The sequence below is a fragment of the Citrobacter sp. RHBSTW-00599 genome, from assembly GCF_013784065.1.
In the GTDB taxonomy this organism is placed as follows: Bacteria; Pseudomonadota; Gammaproteobacteria; order Enterobacterales; family Enterobacteriaceae; genus Citrobacter; species Citrobacter braakii.
The window spans coordinates 1800277-1817037 of record NZ_CP056717.1; the positions used below are offsets into that span (position 1 = coordinate 1800277).

General features: G+C 53.3%; 17 protein-coding genes. 8 read left to right on the forward strand and 9 right to left on the reverse strand.

Features of this window, described 5'->3' with window-relative positions:
- Positions 1 to 14 precede the first annotated feature (14 nt).
- Positions 15 to 1025 carry a galactose/methyl galactoside ABC transporter permease MglC gene (gene mglC / locus HV243_RS08605; protein ID WP_003027393.1) on the forward strand — a complete coding sequence of 337 codons (1011 nt, stop codon included), beginning with the start codon at positions 15 to 17 and terminating at the stop codon, positions 1023 to 1025.
- A 57-nt stretch (positions 1026 to 1082) separates the two neighbouring features.
- Here the strand turns inward: mglC and preA are convergent, their stop codons facing one another.
- From preA to HV243_RS08645, 8 genes are all read right to left on the reverse strand, one after another.
- A complete protein-coding gene (preA, locus tag HV243_RS08610) occupies positions 1083 to 2318 on the reverse strand; it encodes an NAD-dependent dihydropyrimidine dehydrogenase subunit PreA (RefSeq protein WP_053388825.1) in 1236 nt (411 codons plus the stop codon).
- Positions 2312 to 3553 (reverse strand): NAD(P)-dependent oxidoreductase, encoded by a 1242-nt coding sequence (locus tag HV243_RS08615; protein WP_053388826.1) that lies wholly within the window; start codon positions 3551 to 3553, stop codon positions 2312 to 2314. The genes preA and HV243_RS08615 overlap by 7 nt, the downstream gene beginning before the upstream one ends.
- Before the next feature lie 232 nt (positions 3554 to 3785).
- A complete protein-coding gene (locus tag HV243_RS08620) occupies positions 3786 to 4025 on the reverse strand; it encodes a DUF2542 family protein (RefSeq protein ID WP_016153715.1) in 240 nt (79 codons plus the stop codon).
- A 2-nt stretch (positions 4026 to 4027) separates the two neighbouring features.
- Positions 4028 to 4747, reverse strand: coding sequence for an outer membrane permeability protein SanA (gene sanA / locus HV243_RS08625; RefSeq protein WP_016153714.1), 720 nt, complete (start codon positions 4745 to 4747; stop codon positions 4028 to 4030).
- A gap of 181 nt (positions 4748 to 4928) precedes the next feature.
- Positions 4929 to 5813, reverse strand: a complete 885-nt coding sequence (gene cdd / locus HV243_RS08630) for a cytidine deaminase (RefSeq protein WP_016153713.1) — start codon at positions 5811 to 5813, stop codon at positions 4929 to 4931.
- A gap of 148 nt (positions 5814 to 5961) precedes the next feature.
- Entirely contained in the window at positions 5962 to 6657 is a 696-nt protein-coding gene (locus HV243_RS08635; protein WP_016153712.1) for a CidB/LrgB family autolysis modulator, read from the reverse strand.
- Entirely contained in the window at positions 6654 to 7052 is a 399-nt protein-coding gene (locus HV243_RS08640; RefSeq protein ID WP_016153711.1) for a CidA/LrgA family protein, read from the reverse strand. The genes HV243_RS08635 and HV243_RS08640 overlap by 4 nt, the downstream gene beginning before the upstream one ends.
- A 131-nt stretch (positions 7053 to 7183) precedes the next feature.
- Positions 7184 to 8092, reverse strand: coding sequence for a LysR substrate-binding domain-containing protein (locus HV243_RS08645; RefSeq protein ID WP_016153710.1), 909 nt, complete (start codon positions 8090 to 8092; stop codon positions 7184 to 7186).
- Between the two features lie 126 nt (positions 8093 to 8218).
- On the opposite strand from HV243_RS08645, the gene HV243_RS08650 reads away from it, so the two are divergent.
- The 6 genes from HV243_RS08650 (at position 8219) to dusC (ending at position 14216) form a co-directional block, all read left to right on the forward strand.
- Positions 8219 to 9577, forward strand: a complete 1359-nt coding sequence (locus tag HV243_RS08650) for an aromatic acid/H+ symport family MFS transporter (RefSeq protein WP_053388827.1) — start codon at positions 8219 to 8221, stop codon at positions 9575 to 9577.
- 11 nt (positions 9578 to 9588) lie between these two features.
- Positions 9589 to 10626 (forward strand): gentisate 1,2-dioxygenase, encoded by a 1038-nt coding sequence (gtdA, locus tag HV243_RS08655; RefSeq protein ID WP_053388828.1) that lies wholly within the window; start codon positions 9589 to 9591, stop codon positions 10624 to 10626.
- A 15-nt stretch (positions 10627 to 10641) separates the two neighbouring features.
- Positions 10642 to 11343 carry a fumarylacetoacetate hydrolase family protein gene (locus HV243_RS08660; protein WP_016153707.1) on the forward strand — a complete coding sequence of 234 codons (702 nt, stop codon included), beginning with the start codon at positions 10642 to 10644 and terminating at the stop codon, positions 11341 to 11343.
- A gap of 8 nt (positions 11344 to 11351) precedes the next feature.
- Entirely contained in the window at positions 11352 to 11996 is a 645-nt protein-coding gene (gene maiA, locus HV243_RS08665; protein ID WP_019077220.1) for a maleylacetoacetate isomerase, read from the forward strand.
- A 14-nt stretch (positions 11997 to 12010) separates the two neighbouring features.
- Positions 12011 to 13204 (forward strand): 3-hydroxybenzoate 6-monooxygenase, encoded by a 1194-nt coding sequence (locus HV243_RS08670; protein ID WP_053388829.1) that lies wholly within the window; start codon positions 12011 to 12013, stop codon positions 13202 to 13204.
- Positions 13205 to 13265: 61 nt separating this feature from the next.
- Positions 13266 to 14216 carry a tRNA dihydrouridine(16) synthase DusC gene (dusC, locus tag HV243_RS08675; protein WP_019077218.1) on the forward strand — a complete coding sequence of 317 codons (951 nt, stop codon included), beginning with the start codon at positions 13266 to 13268 and terminating at the stop codon, positions 14214 to 14216.
- 184 nt (positions 14217 to 14400) lie between these two features.
- Here dusC and HV243_RS08680 read toward each other — a convergent pair whose 3' ends face one another.
- On the reverse strand, positions 14401 to 15135 hold the full coding sequence (locus tag HV243_RS08680) for a class I SAM-dependent methyltransferase (RefSeq protein WP_053388830.1): 735 nt from the start codon (positions 15133 to 15135) through the stop codon (positions 14401 to 14403).
- Positions 15136 to 15304: 169 nt separating this feature from the next.
- Between HV243_RS08680 and mdtQ the strand changes: the two genes are divergently transcribed.
- Positions 15305 to 16744 (forward strand): multidrug resistance outer membrane protein MdtQ, encoded by a 1440-nt coding sequence (gene mdtQ, locus HV243_RS08685; protein WP_053388831.1) that lies wholly within the window; start codon positions 15305 to 15307, stop codon positions 16742 to 16744.
- Positions 16745 to 16761: the final 17 nt, after the last annotated feature.

Here is a 16761-nt window from a genome sequence, read left to right on the forward strand (position 1 = left end):
ATTAGGGGCTCCTCATGAGTGCGTTAAATAAGAAAAGTTTTCTTACTTATCTGAAAGAAGGCGGAATTTACGTTGTTCTTTTGGTTTTGCTGGCGATTATTATTTTCCAGGATCCCACTTTCTTAAGCTTACTGAACCTGAGTAATATTCTGACGCAATCCTCGGTGCGTATTATTATCGCATTGGGTGTGGCCGGGCTGATTGTTACCCAAGGGACAGACCTGTCGGCGGGACGTCAGGTTGGCCTGGCGGCAGTCGTGGCGGCAACCTTGCTACAGTCGATGGAGAACGCCAACAAGGTGTTCCCGGAAATGGCTACAATGCCAATCATCGTAGTCGTGCTGATTGTTTGCGTGATTGGCGCCATTATCGGTCTGGTGAACGGTATTATCATTGCTTATCTGAATGTGACGCCGTTTATTACTACCCTGGGTACGATGATCATCGTTTACGGGATCAACTCCCTGTACTACGACTTTGTCGGCGCATCGCCAATTTCTGGCTTTGACAGCGGATTCTCCACCTTCGCGCAGGGCTTTATTGCGCTGGGTAGTTTCCGCCTCTCCTACATCACCTTCTATGCGCTGATTGCGGTGGCGTTTGTCTGGGTGCTGTGGAACAAGACCCGCTTCGGTAAAAACATTTTCGCCATCGGCGGAAACCCTGAAGCCGCGAAAGTGTCCGGGGTCAACGTTGCGCTGAACCTGCTGATCATCTATGCGTTGTCTGGCGTGTTTTATGCCTTCGGTGGTTTGCTCGAAGCCGGGCGTATCGGCTCGGCGACTAACAACCTCGGCTTTATGTATGAGCTGGATGCGATTGCGGCGTGCGTGGTTGGCGGCGTGTCGTTCAGCGGCGGGGTAGGGACCGTGTTTGGCGTGGTGACCGGTGTGATTATCTTCACCGTCATCAACTACGGTCTGACCTACATTGGCGTGAACCCTTACTGGCAGTACATTATCAAGGGCGGCATTATCATCTTCGCGGTCGCGCTGGACTCACTGAAGTACGCGCGTAAGAAGTAATCGTATACTGCAAAAAGCCCGGTGCAGCGTAATCTGTACCGGGCTTTTTTGTCAGCGTTACAACGTTAACGCATGCTCTTTCTCACCAGATTTAAATTTCACCTCACCCAGCTCAATACAGGCTACCGGGCAAACGTGACCACACAGCAGGCATCCCACACATTTTTCTGTGTTGCAGTACGGTGTGCGGGTTTCCTCATTCCATTCCATCGCCTGATGTCCACCGTCATAACAGGAGATGTAGCAGCGGCCACAGCCAACGCATTTATCAAGATGGATGTTCGGGTAGACGATGTAGCTTCGGTCAAGATCCTCCGCGGGGATGATATTGGCATTGGCAAGACCAACCATCTCCTCCAGTGAGTCAAACCCTTGATCGGCGAGGTAATGTGACAGCCCGCTGGTCATGTCCTCCACAATCCGGTAGCCATACTGCATGATCCCGGTGGTCACCTGCAGCGTGGCCGCGCCTAACAGTAAAAACTCGGCGGCATCTTCCCAGGTCTCAATTCCCCCGATGCCGCTAATCGGGAAATCGCGCAGGTCAGGGTGCATGCGCAGTTGTTGGATAAATCGCAAAGCAATAGGTTTAACGGCCTTGCCGGAGTAGCCGGAAATACTGGATTTACCGTTGACGATCGGCATCCCGATTTTTCGGTTCAGATCGATATTCGTGATGGATTTAACCGTATTGATGGTCGCGATACCGTCGGCACCTCCGTGTTTTGCTGCCAGAGCCACCTCACACATATCACCAATGTTCGGTGTCATTTTCGCCAGCATCGGCAGGGACGAGCCGCGTTTAACGGCCCGACAATACTTTTCAACCAGCTCAGGGCTTTGCCCGACATCGCTACCCATGGCATGTGAGGTCATTTGCGGGCACGAGAAGTTACACTCGATCATGTCGGCACCCGCGTCTTCAACCAGGCGGGCCAGTTCCTGCCATTGCTGCTCATTTTCCCCCATAATCGACGCAATCAGGACTTTGTCCGGGTAGTCCTGTTTCAGTCGACGAATTGCGGCCAGATTCTCCTCCAGCGGATGCTCGGCAATTTGTTCCATGTTTTTGAAGCCAATAAAGCCGGTATCTTCTTTGGTGAGATGGTCAAAGCGTGGGGAGACTTCATTAGCAATAAAGAACCCGATCGTTTTAAAAACAATGCCACCCCAGCCGCTATCATAGGCTTTGGCGCACATTTCATAGCAGTTGCCCACCGGAGAGGAAGAGAGGCAGAACGGGTTGGGGAATTTGACGCCGCAAAAAGTAATAGAAAGATCTTTCGTTAACATGAGCAAGCTCCCTCTAAATAGTGATGAATGGCCTGAGCGGCTTCTTTTCCCGTTTTCACGGCGTAAACAACGGTTTTATCGCCTTTAACAATATCGCCCGCAGCAAACAGAGCCGGATCGGCGGTTTGATAATTGTGCGTATCGATAAGATTGCGCTGTGGCTTTAACGCGACGAAATTATCAAGTTGAGCATGTTGGCCGACGGCGAGAATAATCTGTTCAGCTTCAAGCGTGAGTTCTCCAGGCTGACGTACGTGCTTAAAGGTGATTCGATTTCCGCTAACCGCCACGGGCGTGAAGCCGTCAATTATCGACACCCCTAAAGCCTGTGTGCTGCTGAATTCTTTGTCGCTGGCCGGGAAGTCGGCGAGTTCTTCACGCGCGACACAGGTGACTGACGGGCAGCCCAGCAGCTTCAACGTACTGGCGACATCCATCGCCACGTCGCCACCGCCGATGATTAATGCACTTTGTGCGACGGTAATATCGCCGTTGGATTGCCGGGTTCGTTGCAGAAAATCGACGGCGATTTCGACGTGATTCGCCCTCTCAAACAGAGGTAATGTTGAGCCGTAAGACATCCCAACGGTAACCAGTACGGCGCGGTATTCTGCTTTGAGTTGCTCAACGGAAAGGGCATTGCCGACTTCACAATTGCACTTGATGGTCACGCCCATTTCAACGATACGGGCAATTTCAAGATCCAAAACTGCTTGCGGCAGACGAAACTCTGGAATGCCATAACGCAACCAGCCACCTGGCTGGGCCTGTTTTTCGAAGATTGTCACATCATAACCAAGATTACTTAGCGTTACGCTGGCCTGTAATCCTGCCGGACCCGCCCCGATGATAGCTACCTTGCCGAGCGTTTTTGTTGCCGGCTGATAGATTTTCATTGCGGTCTGCTGTTCAAAATCGGTAATAAAGCGTTGCAGACGTGCAATATCGATAGGTTTATCAATTCCTGAGCGCGTACATCCGCGCTGGCATAATTTTTCGGTTGGGCAAACCCGGGCGCACACCGCACCGAGCGCATTATTTTCGCGGATAGTTTCGGCAGCGCCTTTAAAATTACGAAAATAAATAGAGCGAATAAATTTCCCTGGGTCTGTTTGCGCCGGGCAATCATGACTACAGGGGGCGTCGTGACATAATAAACAGCGGGAAGCCTCTTTTATTGCTAATAATGGGGTAAAAGCAGGCGTGAGCTCATCCAGATAATTTTGTTGTGGCATATTTTCTTCCTTAATGCTTGAGTAAATTAAGGCAAACCGTTAATAACAAAATATAAAAAGTGAAGGCTATTCTTAAGGCTAAGCACTGCAGGAAGAGTATTCTGTGAAAGGATTCACAAATAGAAGATAGTCTGAGGGAAATGCTGGCGGGCAGCATTAATCCCTTACATTGAAATGGTAACTATTATCAAAATATTAGCTATTCTCAAATGCTAATATAAAGGAAAATTCTTTAGCGATAAAAGACTAAGTAAATAACCATCCCGAAGGATAAACATCCGCACCCGGCATAAACCAGCACATAAGACCAAAATTGCAGGGGCTCTTGATTGCGATAAGCGTAAACCGGTTCGCGCGCATTCTTTTTAATTTTATCTACGGCCCCAGAACGCCAGCCTTTCCATGCTTCGCGAAAACAAAATACGGGAATGAGCAGAAAGGCCAACACGACGAAAAGGGTTTGTACATCCATGCTTATTTTCCTTGTTTCTTTTGTAATTCGAGTAGTTGTTCAGGCGTGACCGCCGGATATCCCTGTGCATCGTCCGGTACCTGATGCATGGTAGGGATGGGCACCAGCGGGCCTAAAAATCGGGGTTCACGTTTGAAAATATAGAGATCGGCCAGTGCGCCAAAGCGGGCGCCAAATTCACGTACCCGCACGGTGAGCATATCTTTTGGTGAGGGCACCGCATAGCACTGGGCCTGGATGCCCATATGCAGCGCAATAAACAAGGCGCGCTCACAGTGGAATCGCTGAGTAATAATGATGAAATCGTTGGTATCGAACACCTTGCGGGTTCGTACAATTGAATCGAGCGTCCGGAACCCGGCGTAATCAAGCACGATGTCAGCGGGATCGACACCGGCGGCAATCAGATCTTTACGCATTGTCATGGGTTCGTTGTAGCTTTGTTGTGCGTTGTCGCCGCTCAGCAGCAGATAGTTTACCTTTCCGCTGTTGTAGGCGTTCAATGCGCCCTGAATGCGGTAGCGGTAATACTGGTTGATGACGCCGGTGCGATAGTATTTCGCCGTGCCCAGGACCACACCGACCTGGCGGTAGGGTAAATCCTGCAATTCGTCGTAGATGTAGGGAGCGGTCTTCCAGCTCATCCACCTGTCGAGCCCAAGCACAGTCAAAAGCAGCAAGCCTACCAGGACTAACAGGCTGTAAAACACGCGCTTTAACATGCAGAAAACTCGTTATTTGGATGGAATTTCAATCAGGCTACTGTACCGGAAGACGTAGCGCAAGAAACAGCAATCTGATTGAGGGGATTTTCAGCAAAACGGCCCTGTTGGATGGTAGCAACAGCAAACCTGGCCGACAACCTGGAGCGATTGCAGGCCAGATAAGTGTAGCGCCAGGCAATTAACCGAGCAGCACGCGCTCAATATTATTGCAGCCCAGCGCTTTCAGGGTAGCGGAGGTCGCATCCCACTGAATCAACGGCGCATCGGCTTTTTCAGCCAGCACAGCACGCTGGATATCCGGGTAGTCATAACCGTTAAGGTTCAACAGGTTTAACGCGCCTTGCAGCGGCGGCAGGGTCGGGTTGAAGGCGGCATTTTCCGCATAGCTACCGCTAAAAATTCGACCATCTTTACATTCCAGCGCCACGCCGCTTGGGGAGTTGCTGTACGGCATATGACATCTGTTGGCGGCGGTGATAGCCGCTTGGGTCAACGCATCGCCCTGCAGCGCGAAGCCGTGATCCTGATCGTCCATCAGCAGTGTTTTAATCTCCAGATCTTTCGGTCCGAAGGCATCTGGCAGGTAATCGCGCAGCACGTGTGGCGCACGTCCCGGCAGATGAATACGTAAATCCAGTCCGCTGTTCAGTTCGTTCATAAACTGGCGACAGTGGCCGCACGGCGTGTAGTTGACGGTGATGGCGGCGAGCCCTTTTTCACCGCGCAGCCAGGCATGGCTAATGGCGCTTTGCTCGGCATGAACGGTTTGCTGCATGGTCGCCCCCAGGAACTCCATGTTCCCACCGAAGTACCAGGTGCCGCTGATGCCGCGAGAAATTGCCCCAACGTTGAAGTTGGACAGCGGAGTACGCGCGCAGGCCGCAGCCAGCGGCAATAGAGCGAATGCCAGCGCGTCTTCGTCCAGTCCCGATTCGCGTTTCAGCAAAGAGACCTGCTCAGCAGTCAGCATGGCGGGGAAATGCGCATCCGCCAGAACAGGCGCCAGGGCTGATTGCAAGTTATCCGCGAGTTGGGCAAAAGCAGTTTGAAAACGTGGATGCATGGCGATGCCTCATAACAATGTAATGGAATCGTAGTTTACGGGCCTGCTACGGCTTTATATGTGATCCAAATCTCATTGTGTATGCAACTTATGAAACTTAAATTAAAAATGTGCAACGCATCGCAAATAATTAGCCAAAAATTGAAGGTTAACCGACCAGGGCCAGAATAATCGGGAACAGGAATGGGGCGACCAACGAGGTGATAATGCCGCAAATAACCAGCGCCAGAGAGCTAAACGCGCCTTCCTGATAGTCCAGCTCTGCACAGCGTGCGGTACCCAGGGCGTGCGAAGCGGTACCCATGGCCAGTCCACGTGCGGCTTTGGTGCGAATACGCATCGCATTGAGCAAAGTATGACCAAACACAGCCCCGAGGATACCAACAAAAATGACGCACACGGCGCTGATGGCCGGAATACCACCAATACTGCCTCCCACTGCCATAGCGATAGGCGTGGTTACCGATTTCGGCATGATTGACGCAGCAATTTGCGGCGATGCGCCCATCAACAAGGCGATTGTTGTACCTGTAACCATCGCCACAACGCTCCCCGCAAAGCAGATGGCAATAATTGATTTCCAGCGAGCGCGAATCTGGTGCAGCTGTTCGTATAACGGATAGGCCAGCGCGACCACGGCAGGTTGCAGCAAATCGTTCAGCACCTCACTGCCTTTGAAATAGTGATCGTAGGGAATTCCGGTCAGCATCAGAATGGGAATGATCACCACCATGGCGACCAGTAGCGGGTTCAATAGCGGCATTTTAAATCGTGCAGCCAGCTTACGTGCGCCAAAAAATACCGCTAGCGTAAGGGGTAACGACCACCAGATATACGACATCATTCTTTAGACCCTTTTTGCCCAACGATTTTGCGCTCACCGTGCACAATGTGAGAACTCCAGCTCACCACCAGGAAAACGACCAGCGTACTGATGGTACAGGACACCACCACCGGACCAAATTGCGCACGGAGCAGATCAAAGTACTGCATGATCCCCACGCCAATCGGGACAAACAGCAGGGCCATATAGCGAATCAGCACATAGCAGCCGGGGTTAACCCATTTTGCCGGTAACACCTGCAAAGCCAGTAAGACAAACAGAATCAGCATGCCGATAATGCTGCCCGGAATGGTGATGGGGAGTAGCGATGCAAGAAAAATACCTGCATAGAGGCAGGCATAAATCAGGACGAATGCGCGCAAATATTGCCAGATAATGTTCAGTGCTTTGCTCATAGTTGAAACCCTTGACGAGACTGATTCATCATACAATTAAACTTCAAAACGTGCTACCGATCACATCATGAATTCTAAGCATAGAAGAAATAGATATCTGGAACATTGGGCGATGGCCCTAACTGTTCACGTTAAACCTGTGCCAGGTAATACAGAAAACGATTCAGGGCGGTCGTGGGCGTTTCATTGTTGCGCCAGAACACGCCTACGCTGCCTTTTTGTTCAATCTTCGGCAGATTCAGGATAGCCAGCTGTCCCTGGGCGGCATAACGCTGCGCCAGGCGTAGAGAAAGAATAGAGATCATGTCGCTACTTTGCAGCAGGTTGGTGCTGACGTTTATCGACGCCGACTCAATGATGTTTTCCGGTAGCATGACGCCGTTATCTACCAGCGCGTTGTCAATGCTTATCCGGATGGGCGTTCCCGTCGGCCAGACAATCCAGCGCCAGTTAGCCAGATCATGCCAGGTGAGCAGGGGATATTTTGCCAGTGGATGGTCGGGGCGCGCGACGAAACAGACCGGCTCGGTATACAGCACCTGGTAATTGAGCGGCAACTGAAGCGCCCGGCCACCGACGCGTCCGACCACCACATCCACCGAACCCGCGAGCAGATCGTGCAGCAGCGGGGTCATCACCTTCTCTTCAATATTAAGATGCAAGGTCGGCAGCTCTGTGAGCAAACCCAGTATCGCCTGTGAAACGCAGTCCGTCGCCACCGGCGAGCAGCCAATCTTCAGACTCCCTACCAGGCCGCCCTGCTTAAAACGGGCGATTTCATACTGTGAACGTTCCATATCATTGATCAGGCGTTGGGCATGCTGCAGTAGCAGCTTGCCGCCTTCTGAAGGGCGTAAGCCTTTGCTATGACGTTCAAAGAGTGTGATACCCATCTCATCTTCGAGCTGTGATAACCATTTTGACAACGCTGGCTGGGTGATATTCATCATTCGGGCGACGTGAGTCAAATTCCCCTGTTCGCCCAGCGCAATAAGCGTTTGCAGGTGGTGTAACTTAAGTTTCTGCGCCCAGTTAGCCATTTGCTATAACCTCCAGGTTATGCCTCTGCATGAAAAGCCATTGTACATTTCATCTCCAAACATACAAAGTCGCAACATACCTAAAACAAAACAGACATCTACTCTACCTGCACTGAGGCATTCACTATGACTCAACAACGTGATCTACAAGCACTGATCGATTCCGCCCCCGTCGGTAAGACCCAGTGGCGCGTTATCATTTGCTGTTTTTTGGTCGTCATGCTCGACGGTTTTGATACCGCAGCTATTGGTTTTATCGCGCCTGATATTCGCACCCACTGGCAACTGACGGCCGGAGATCTGGCGCCGTTGTTTGGCGCAGGCCTGCTGGGTCTGACCGCTGGCGCACTGCTCTGCGGTCCGCTATCGGATCGTTTTGGCCGCAAACGGGTGATTGAACTCTGCGTGGCGCTGTTCGGCGCACTGAGCCTGATTTCGGCTTTTTCCCCCGATCTGCAAACGCTAGTTTTTTTGCGCTTCCTTACCGGGTTAGGCCTGGGCGGCGCGATGCCAAATACTATCACTATGACCTCAGAATACCTGCCAGCGCGTCGGCGTGGTGCACTGGTCACCATGATGTTCTGCGGTTTTACCCTGGGCTCGGCGATGGGCGGGATTGTCAGCGCACAGCTGGTGCCGGTTATTGGCTGGCACGGCATCCTGGTGCTGGGAGGCGTGCTACCGCTGATGCTGTTTGTGGCTCTGCTTTTTGCGCTGCCGGAATCCCCGCGCTGGCAGGTTCGTCGTCAGTTGCCGCAAAACGTGATTGCCAGAACCGTCAGCGCCATCACCCGGGAACGTTATGACAATACCCAATTTTATCTCAACGAGGGCACCGCGATTGCCAAAGGCAGCATTCGCCAGCTGTTCGTCGGGCAACAGTTGCCCATTACCCTGATGTTATGGGTGGTGTTCTTTATGAGCCTGCTGATTATTTATCTGCTCTCAAGCTGGATGCCAACGCTGCTTAACCATCGTGGAATTGACCTGCAGCATGCCTCATGGGTGACCGCCGCCTTTCAGATTGGCGGTACGCTCGGTGCGCTGGTGCTGGGAGTGCTGATGGATAAATACAACCCTTTCCGCGTGCTGGCAGTGAGCTATGCGCTGGGTGCGGTGTGTATTGTCATGATTGGCCTGAGCGAGAACGGCCTGTGGCTGATGGCGCTGGCCATTTTTGGCACCGGCATCGGCATCAGCGGTTCGCAGGTGGGCCTGAATGCCTTAACCGCCACGCTTTATCCGACGCAGAGCCGGGCCACGGGCGTCAGCTGGTCTAATGCGATTGGCCGCTGCGGCGCGATTGTCGGCTCGCTCTCCGGCGGCGTGATGATGGCGATGAATTTCTCATTCGATAACCTGTTTTTCATTATTGCCGTTCCGGCGGCCATCAGCGCGGTGATGCTTATGCTGCTGACGGTTGTTATCCGCCAGTCGGCCTCTGTCCCTGACGCGTTGTCACGCGTAGGCATCGTGAACAAATAAGGAGAATCTCTATGTCAGAACTTAATCAGGATGTTAAGAACAGCCGTCAGCAGTTTTACCAGCATATTTCCGGGCAGAATCTGACCCCGCTGTGGGAGTCGCTGCACCGCCTGGTACCGCCAACGCCGAACGCACATTGTGCTCCTGCGTACTGGAACTATCAGGAGATCCGCCCGTTGCTGCTGGAAAGCGGCGATCTGATTGGCGCGAAAGAGGCGATTCGTCGCGTACTGGTGCTGGAAAACCCCATGCTGCGCGGACAGTCTTCAATCACCCCAACGCTGTACGCCGGATTGCAGTTAATCATGCCGGGCGAGGTTGCCCCGAGTCACCGGCATAATCAGTCTGCGCTGCGCTTTATTGTCGAAGGGAAAGGGGCATTTACTGCGGTGGATGGCGAGCGCACCCAAATGCATGAAGGCGATTTTATTCTGACGCCACAGTGGCGCTGGCACGACCACTGCAACCCAGGCAGTGAACCGGTGGTGTGGCTGGACGGTCTGGATCTGCCACTGGTGAATCTGCTGGGTTGCGGCTTTGCGGAAGATTACCCGGAGGATCAGCAACCAGTCACGCGCAAGGAAGGGGATTACTTACCACGCTACGCGGCCAATATGCTGCCGCTGCGTCATCAGAAGGGTAACTCATCGCCAATTTTCAACTATCGCTACGATCGCAGCCGTGAAGCGCTGCATGACCTGACCCGCATGGGTGACGCCGATGAGTGGGACGGTTACAAGATGCGTTACGTCAACCCGGTAACCGGTGGTTATCCCATGCCTTCAATGGGGACCTTTTTACAACTGTTGCCGAAGGGCTTTTCCTCGCGGATGGCGCGTACCACCGACAGCACTATCTATCACGTGGTGGAAGGAAGCGGGCAGGTCACCATCGGCACCGAGATCTTCAATTTTTCGCCAAAAGATATCTTCGTGGTGCCAACCTGGCACGGCGTGTCATTCCAGGCCCACGAAGATGCCGTCTTATTTAGTTTTTCGGACAGACCGGTTCAGGAAGCGCTGGGGTTGTTCCGTGAAGCACGTTATTAATTTGGGAGAGAGAAAATGACGCAATACGTATTCGAACCACAAGCGCCTGTTACCGTTCCGGTCGTTGGCAGTAATGAACAGTTTCCCGTGCGTCGCGTTTACTGCGTGGGCCGCAACTATGCCGCTCATGCGCGTGAAATGGGTTTTGATCCGGATCGCGAACCGCCGTTCTTCTTCTGTAAACCTGCCGATGCGGTGGTTCCGGTGGCGGCCGGTCAAACCCTCGAGCTGCCATACCCGTCGCAGACCGATAACTATCACTATGAGATAGAGCTGGTGGTGGCGATCGGTAAAAAGGGCAGCGATATACCGCTGGAAAAAGCGCACGAATATATCTGGGGCTATGCCACTGGTCTGGATATGACCCGCCGCGACAGGCAGATGGAGATGCGCCAGATGGGGCGTCCGTGGGAAATCGGCAAAGCATTTGATCTCTCAGCCCCCATCGCGCCGCTGCATAAAGCCAGCGAAAGTGCGGATGTTAACAACGCGCCTATCTGGTTGCAGGTCAACGGCGACGATCATCAGCGTAGCGATATTCGCCACCTCATCTGGTCCGTTAATGAAACGATTAGCTATCTGTCCGGCTTTTTCGAACTACAGCCGGGTGATTTGATCTACACAGGCACGCCAGAGGGCGTGGGCGCAGTGGTGAAAGGAGATGTGATCACCGGCAATGTAGACGGTTTAACCCCCATCGCTGTGAAGATTGTCTGAGGTGGATGATGAAGCTGTACAGTTTCTTTAACAGCTCCGCGTCATATCGCGTACGTATTGCGCTGGCGCTGAAGGGGCTTGATTACCAGACGGTGGGTGTCAACATTCGCATCGGTCAGCAGAACGAGCTGGCCTACCGGCGGATGAACCCGGTAGGGCTTGTACCGACGCTGGTCACTGATGAGGGAGAATCACTCGGGCAGTCGCTGGCGATAACCGACTGGCTGGATGGTCACTTTCCGCAGTCGCCGCTGCTGCCAGCCGACTTCCCGACGCGCAGCCGGGTGCTGGAAATTGTTTATGCCATCGCTTGTGATATCCATCCCGTGAATAACATGCGGGTACTGCGCTACCTGAGCGAAGAGCTAAAGGTCAGTGAAGAGGATAAAAAACGCTGGTATGCGCACTGGATCCAGCAAGGGTTAAGCGCGGTTGAACAGATGCTGCGCCAGAGTCACTCGGGGACGTTCTGCGTGGGGGATGCGCCGACGCTGGCGGATTGCTGTCTGATCCCGCAGTGGGCGAACGCGTTACGTATGGGCTGTGATCTGAGCGGGTATCCGCGCTGTAAGGCGGTATACGATGCCTGTACCCAGCTTCCGGCGTTTATCGCCGCCGCGCCCGAGAATCAACAAGACAAAATTCCAGCCTGATAAGGAGAACGACAATGGCTAAAGTGACACGCGCAATTATCGTGGGTGGCGGGATTGGCGGCGCGGCGACCGCGCTGTCGCTGGCCCGTCAAGGCATTAAAGTGATGTTGCTGGAGAAAGCGCACGAGATTGGTGAGATTGGTGCGGGCATTCAGCTCGGGCCGAACGCGTTTTCTGCTCTGGACAGCCTTGGCGTGGGTGACGTCGCTCGCAAGCGCGCCGTTTTTACCGATCACATCACCATGATGGATGCGGTAAACGCGAAAGAGGTTATACGCATTGAAACCGGGCAGGCGTTCCGCGATCACTTTGGCGGTCCTTATGCGGTTATCCATCGGGTTGATATTCATGCTTCTGTCTGGGAAGCGGCACTGGTTCATCCCAACGTTGAGTATCGCACTTCAACTAACGTGGTTGATATTCGCCAGACAGAAGATGATGTGACGGTATTTGATGAGCACGGTAACAGCTGGACAGCGGATATTTTGGTGGGCTGTGACGGTGTGAAGTCGGTTGTGCGTCAGTCTCTGATTGGCGATGCGCCACGCGTGACCGGGCACGTGGTCTATCGCGCGGTGATTGATTGCGATGATATGCCGGAAGATTTGCGCATTAACGCGCCGGTGCTATGGGCCGGACCGCACTGCCACCTGGTGCACTATCCACTGCGCGGCGGCAAGCAGTATAACCTGGTGGTGACCTTCCACAGTCGTCAGCAGGAGGAGTGGGGGGTGAAGGATGGCAGTAAAGAGGAAGTGCTCTCCTATTTTGCCGGTATTCATGCGCGTCCGCGTCAGATGCTGGATAAGCCGACCTCATGGCGTCGCTGGTCCACCGCTGACCGCGAACCGGTAGAGAAATGGGGGACCGACCGCATTACGCTGGTGGGTGATGCTGCGCATCCGGTGGCACAATATATGGCGCAGGGCGCCTGTATGGCGCTTGAAGATGCCGTCACTCTCGGTAAGGCGTTACAGCAGTGTGACGGCGATGCGGCTGATGCCTTTGCCTTGTATGAGTCGGTGCGTATTCCGCGTACTGCGCGCATCGTCTGGTCGACGCGCGAAATGGGACGTGTGTACCACGCCGCAGGCGTCGAGCGCCAGGTGCGTAATCTGCTGTGGAAAGGCAAATCTCAGGCGGAATTTTATCGTGGTATGGAATGGCTGTACGGCTGGAAAGAAGATAACTGCCTGTTGCCGCGCTGAGCCTCTTTAATCTCCCGAACGGAGGCGCTACCATAGCGCCTCTTTTTTTGCGGGTGACGATATGCGTGTTTTACTGGCGCCGATGGAAGGCGTGCTCGACTCACTGGTGCGCGAGCTGCTGACTGAAGTGAATGATTACGATCTGTGCATCACCGAGTTTGTGCGCGTGGTGGATCAGCTCCTGCCGGCAAAAGTATTCCATCGGCTCTGCCCGGAACTGCATAACAATAGCCGGACGCCATCCGGCACGCGGGTGCGCATACAGTTGCTGGGGCAGTATCCGCAGTGGCTGGCGGAGAACGCGGCGCGCGCGGTAGAACTGGGCTCGTTTGGTGTCGATCTGAACTGTGGCTGCCCGTCGAAGCTGGTCAACGGCAGCGGCGGTGGCGCAACGTTATTAAAAGATCCTGAACTCATCTACCGGGGCGCAAAAGCCATGCGCGAGGCGGTGCCTGCGCATCTGCCCGTGACGGTGAAAGTGCGTCTGGGCTGGGACAACAGCGACAGGCAGTTTGAAATTGCTGATGCCGTTCAGCAGGCTGGCGCCAGCGAGCTGGCGGTGCATGGCCGAACCAAGGAGCAGGGCTATAAGGCCGAGCATATCAACTGGCAGGCGATCGGTGAGATCCGCCAGCGGCTTACCATTCCGGTTATCGCAAATGGCGAAATCTGGGACTGGCAAAGCGCCCAGGATTGTATGGCTATCAGCGGATGCGATGCGGTGATGATTGGCCGTGGGGCATTAAATATTCCGAACCTGAGTCGTGTGGTGAAGTACAACGAGCCACGTATGCCGTGGCCTGATGTCGTGATGCTATTGCAAAAATATACCCGTCTTGAAAAGCAGGGTGATACCGGGCTGTATCACGTGGCGCGGATTAAACAATGGTTAGGGTATTTGCGTAAAGAATACTCAGAGGCAACCGCGCTGTTTCAGGAAATCCGCGCATTAAACAATTCACCGGATATCGCGCGCGCGATTCAGGCCATTGATATCGCTAAATTGCATTAACACATTAATCGGCCACCGGAGTGGCCTTTTTTTCAAAAAATCATCTTAAACACGCCAGTCACCACCAATAACCCAATCAGAAAAATAACTAAAATAATCCACAGTAAGATTTTCATCAGCGTTCCTTTTTTGGTGAGTTCAGGTTAAGTATAGGAAAGCCTCTGAAAATCTTCCTGTAATGACCTTACTCCGGTTTACGTGCGCTGAGCAGAAACACCATTGGCCGCTCTTTTTCTTCATCCAGCGCCGGGTTTTCAGCAATCTGTTCAGCGGACGGTCCCCATTCATCGACACAAACGATTTCGAATCCGGCGGCTATCAGCGCATTAATCCAGGTCGCCAGCTTACGGTGCTGTTTTTTGACACCCTCCGCGAACCAGTTACTGATGCGTGTGCCTTCCTGCTGATAATGATTGACCGGCCAGGACTGTTGCCCGGTTTTATCTTTTATCCAACCCTGGTTAAGCGGTGCAGTATAAATGGGATGCTCGGCAGAGAATACCAACATGCCTCCCGGTGTTAACGACTGGTAAATCGTTACGAATAATCGCGCGATATCGCGCAAATAGTGCAGGGCAAGTGAGCTGTAAACCAGGTCAAAGGAATTTGGCGACAGGGAAAGCGTTTCGAGATCTTCACGGAGATAAACGATGCCATTACCCTGCGTCATGCTGTGCGCCTGAGTTAACATCTTTTGTGAAATATCCAGTCCCACTACGCTGGCCGCCTGGTTATCGCGCGCGTAGCGGCAAAACCAGCCATATCCGCAACCCAAATCGAGGATATTTTTTCCCTGTAGAGCGGGGAGCATCGCTTGAATTGTCGGCCATTCTGGCGCACCGTCGAGCCCTTTTACTGAACGGTCCAGTGTGGCATATCCGGCAAAGAACTCGGGATCGTCATAGATATTCTGTGACATAATATCTCCATCCATAAATTATTAAAATTAATTAATCTAAATTATTTGTTGGGTGTATATTTTTCCGATTATATATTTTTATTGCCAAAGGTGTATTGCCACGCGTAACTAAAAAAGGAAACGCGACAAGTCGTAATCTCAGCACATCTTTTCTTACCTGTGTCTCTCCATGAATCGTAATTCTGCTTTTGTCACGACGGCATTGTTGCCGCTTTTTATTTTGATGTCAGGTTGCGCGCCGATGCATGATGACCGCCAGTCTCTGTCACAGCAGACCCCCGCTGCGAATGTCGATACCACATTGCCTGCGGCGTTAAAAAATGGCTGGCCGGACAGCCAATGGTGGAAGGCATACCATGACCCCCAGCTTAATGCGCTGATTGACAGCACGTTACGAAACTCCCCTGATATGCAGGTCGCGGAACAGCGCATTCAACTGGCGGAGGCGCAGGCTAAGGCTGTGGAGGCGCAGGATGGCCCTGAGATCGATTTCTCAGCAGATGTGGAGCGTCAGAGAATGTCAGCCGAAGGGCTGATGGGTCCGTTTGCCATTACCGATCCGGCCGCCGGGACGACCGGGCCGTGGTACACCAACGGCACCTTTGGTTTAACTGCTGGCTGGAATCTGGATCTGTGGGGTAAAAATCGGGCCGAAGTGACGGCACGTATTGGGGCCGTTAAGGCGCGTGAAGCCGAGCGCGAGCAAACGCGACAGGTGCTGGCGAGTGGTGTGGCTCGTCTATACTGGGAATGGCAAACGCAGGCCGGGCTGAAAACCGTGTTGACGCAAATCGAAACCGAGCAGCAGAACGTCATTAACGTTGATCGTCAACTATATCAAAATGGTCTTACTTCTTCGGTGGAAGGCGTTGAAACCGATATCGATTCCAGCAAAACAGAGCAGCAGTTGAACGATGTCAGCGGTAAAATGAAGGTAATTGAAGCGCGGTTGAGCGCGCTGACCAACTCGCAGTCCACAGCCCTGAAACTCCATTCGACCCCGCTGCCCGCGGTGGAAAGCCAGCTCCCGTCCCAGCTAGGTTATTCGCTGCTGGCCCGCCGACCGGATTTGCAGGCGGCGCACTGGTACATTGAGTCATCGCTGAGCAGTATTGATGCGGCGAAAGCGGCGTTTTATCCCGATGTAAATCTGATGGCATTTTTACAACAGGATGCGTTACATCTGAGCGACTTGTTTCGCCATTCCGCGCAGCAAATGGGCGTAACGGCCGGGCTGACGCTACCTATCTTTGATAGCGGCAGGCTGAACGCGAATCTCGACATTACTCAAGCGCAAAGCAACCTGACGGTGGCGAATTACAACAAAGCCGTGGTGGATGCGGTGAATGACGTGGCGCGTGCAGCATCGCAGGTAGAAACCCTGGCGCAGAAGAATCAGCATCAGCAGCAGATTGAGCATGATGCACTGCGCGTAGTGGGTCTGGCGCAGGCGCGCTTCAATGCCGGAATTATTGCGGGCTCCCGGGTCAGTGAGGCAAAGATCCCGGCATTACGTGAACGGTGCAACGCTCTGCTTTTACAAGGACAATGGCTGGATGCCTCAATCCAGTTGAACCGTGCGCTGGGGGGCGGCTACCGCGCTTCGTAACGCACCCGCCCGGTAGA

What these genes read in the sequence shown, in the direction of transcription:
- HV243_RS08615 (WP_053388826.1), bottom strand. Translation starts at nt 3,553, where the DNA reads ATGCCACAACAAAATTATCTGGATGAGCTCACGCCTGCTTTTACCCCA.
- gtdA (WP_053388828.1), top strand. Translation starts at nt 9,589, where the DNA reads ATGTCAGAACTTAATCAGGATGTTAAGAACAGCCGTCAGCAGTTTTAC.
- preA (WP_053388825.1), bottom strand. Translation starts at nt 2,318, where the DNA reads ATGTTAACGAAAGATCTTTCTATTACTTTTTGCGGCGTCAAATTCCCC.
- maiA (WP_019077220.1), top strand. Translation starts at nt 11,352, where the DNA reads ATGAAGCTGTACAGTTTCTTTAACAGCTCCGCGTCATATCGCGTACGT.
- cdd (WP_016153713.1), bottom strand. Translation starts at nt 5,813, where the DNA reads ATGCATCCACGTTTTCAAACTGCTTTTGCCCAACTCGCGGATAACTTG.
- HV243_RS08635 (WP_016153712.1), bottom strand. Translation starts at nt 6,657, where the DNA reads ATGATGTCGTATATCTGGTGGTCGTTACCCCTTACGCTAGCGGTATTT.
- HV243_RS08645 (WP_016153710.1), bottom strand. Translation starts at nt 8,092, where the DNA reads ATGGCTAACTGGGCGCAGAAACTTAAGTTACACCACCTGCAAACGCTT.
- mglC (WP_003027393.1), top strand. Translation starts at nt 15, where the DNA reads ATGAGTGCGTTAAATAAGAAAAGTTTTCTTACTTATCTGAAAGAAGGC.
- HV243_RS08620 (WP_016153715.1), bottom strand. Translation starts at nt 4,025, where the DNA reads ATGGATGTACAAACCCTTTTCGTCGTGTTGGCCTTTCTGCTCATTCCC.
- dusC (WP_019077218.1), top strand. Translation starts at nt 13,266, where the DNA reads ATGCGTGTTTTACTGGCGCCGATGGAAGGCGTGCTCGACTCACTGGTG.
- sanA (WP_016153714.1), bottom strand. Translation starts at nt 4,747, where the DNA reads ATGTTAAAGCGCGTGTTTTACAGCCTGTTAGTCCTGGTAGGCTTGCTG.
- HV243_RS08640 (WP_016153711.1), bottom strand. Translation starts at nt 7,052, where the DNA reads ATGAGCAAAGCACTGAACATTATCTGGCAATATTTGCGCGCATTCGTC.
- HV243_RS08670 (WP_053388829.1), top strand. Translation starts at nt 12,011, where the DNA reads ATGGCTAAAGTGACACGCGCAATTATCGTGGGTGGCGGGATTGGCGGC.
- HV243_RS08650 (WP_053388827.1), top strand. Translation starts at nt 8,219, where the DNA reads ATGACTCAACAACGTGATCTACAAGCACTGATCGATTCCGCCCCCGTC.
- HV243_RS08660 (WP_016153707.1), top strand. Translation starts at nt 10,642, where the DNA reads ATGACGCAATACGTATTCGAACCACAAGCGCCTGTTACCGTTCCGGTC.
- HV243_RS08680 (WP_053388830.1), bottom strand. Translation starts at nt 15,135, where the DNA reads ATGTCACAGAATATCTATGACGATCCCGAGTTCTTTGCCGGATATGCC.
- mdtQ (WP_053388831.1), top strand. Translation starts at nt 15,305, where the DNA reads ATGAATCGTAATTCTGCTTTTGTCACGACGGCATTGTTGCCGCTTTTT.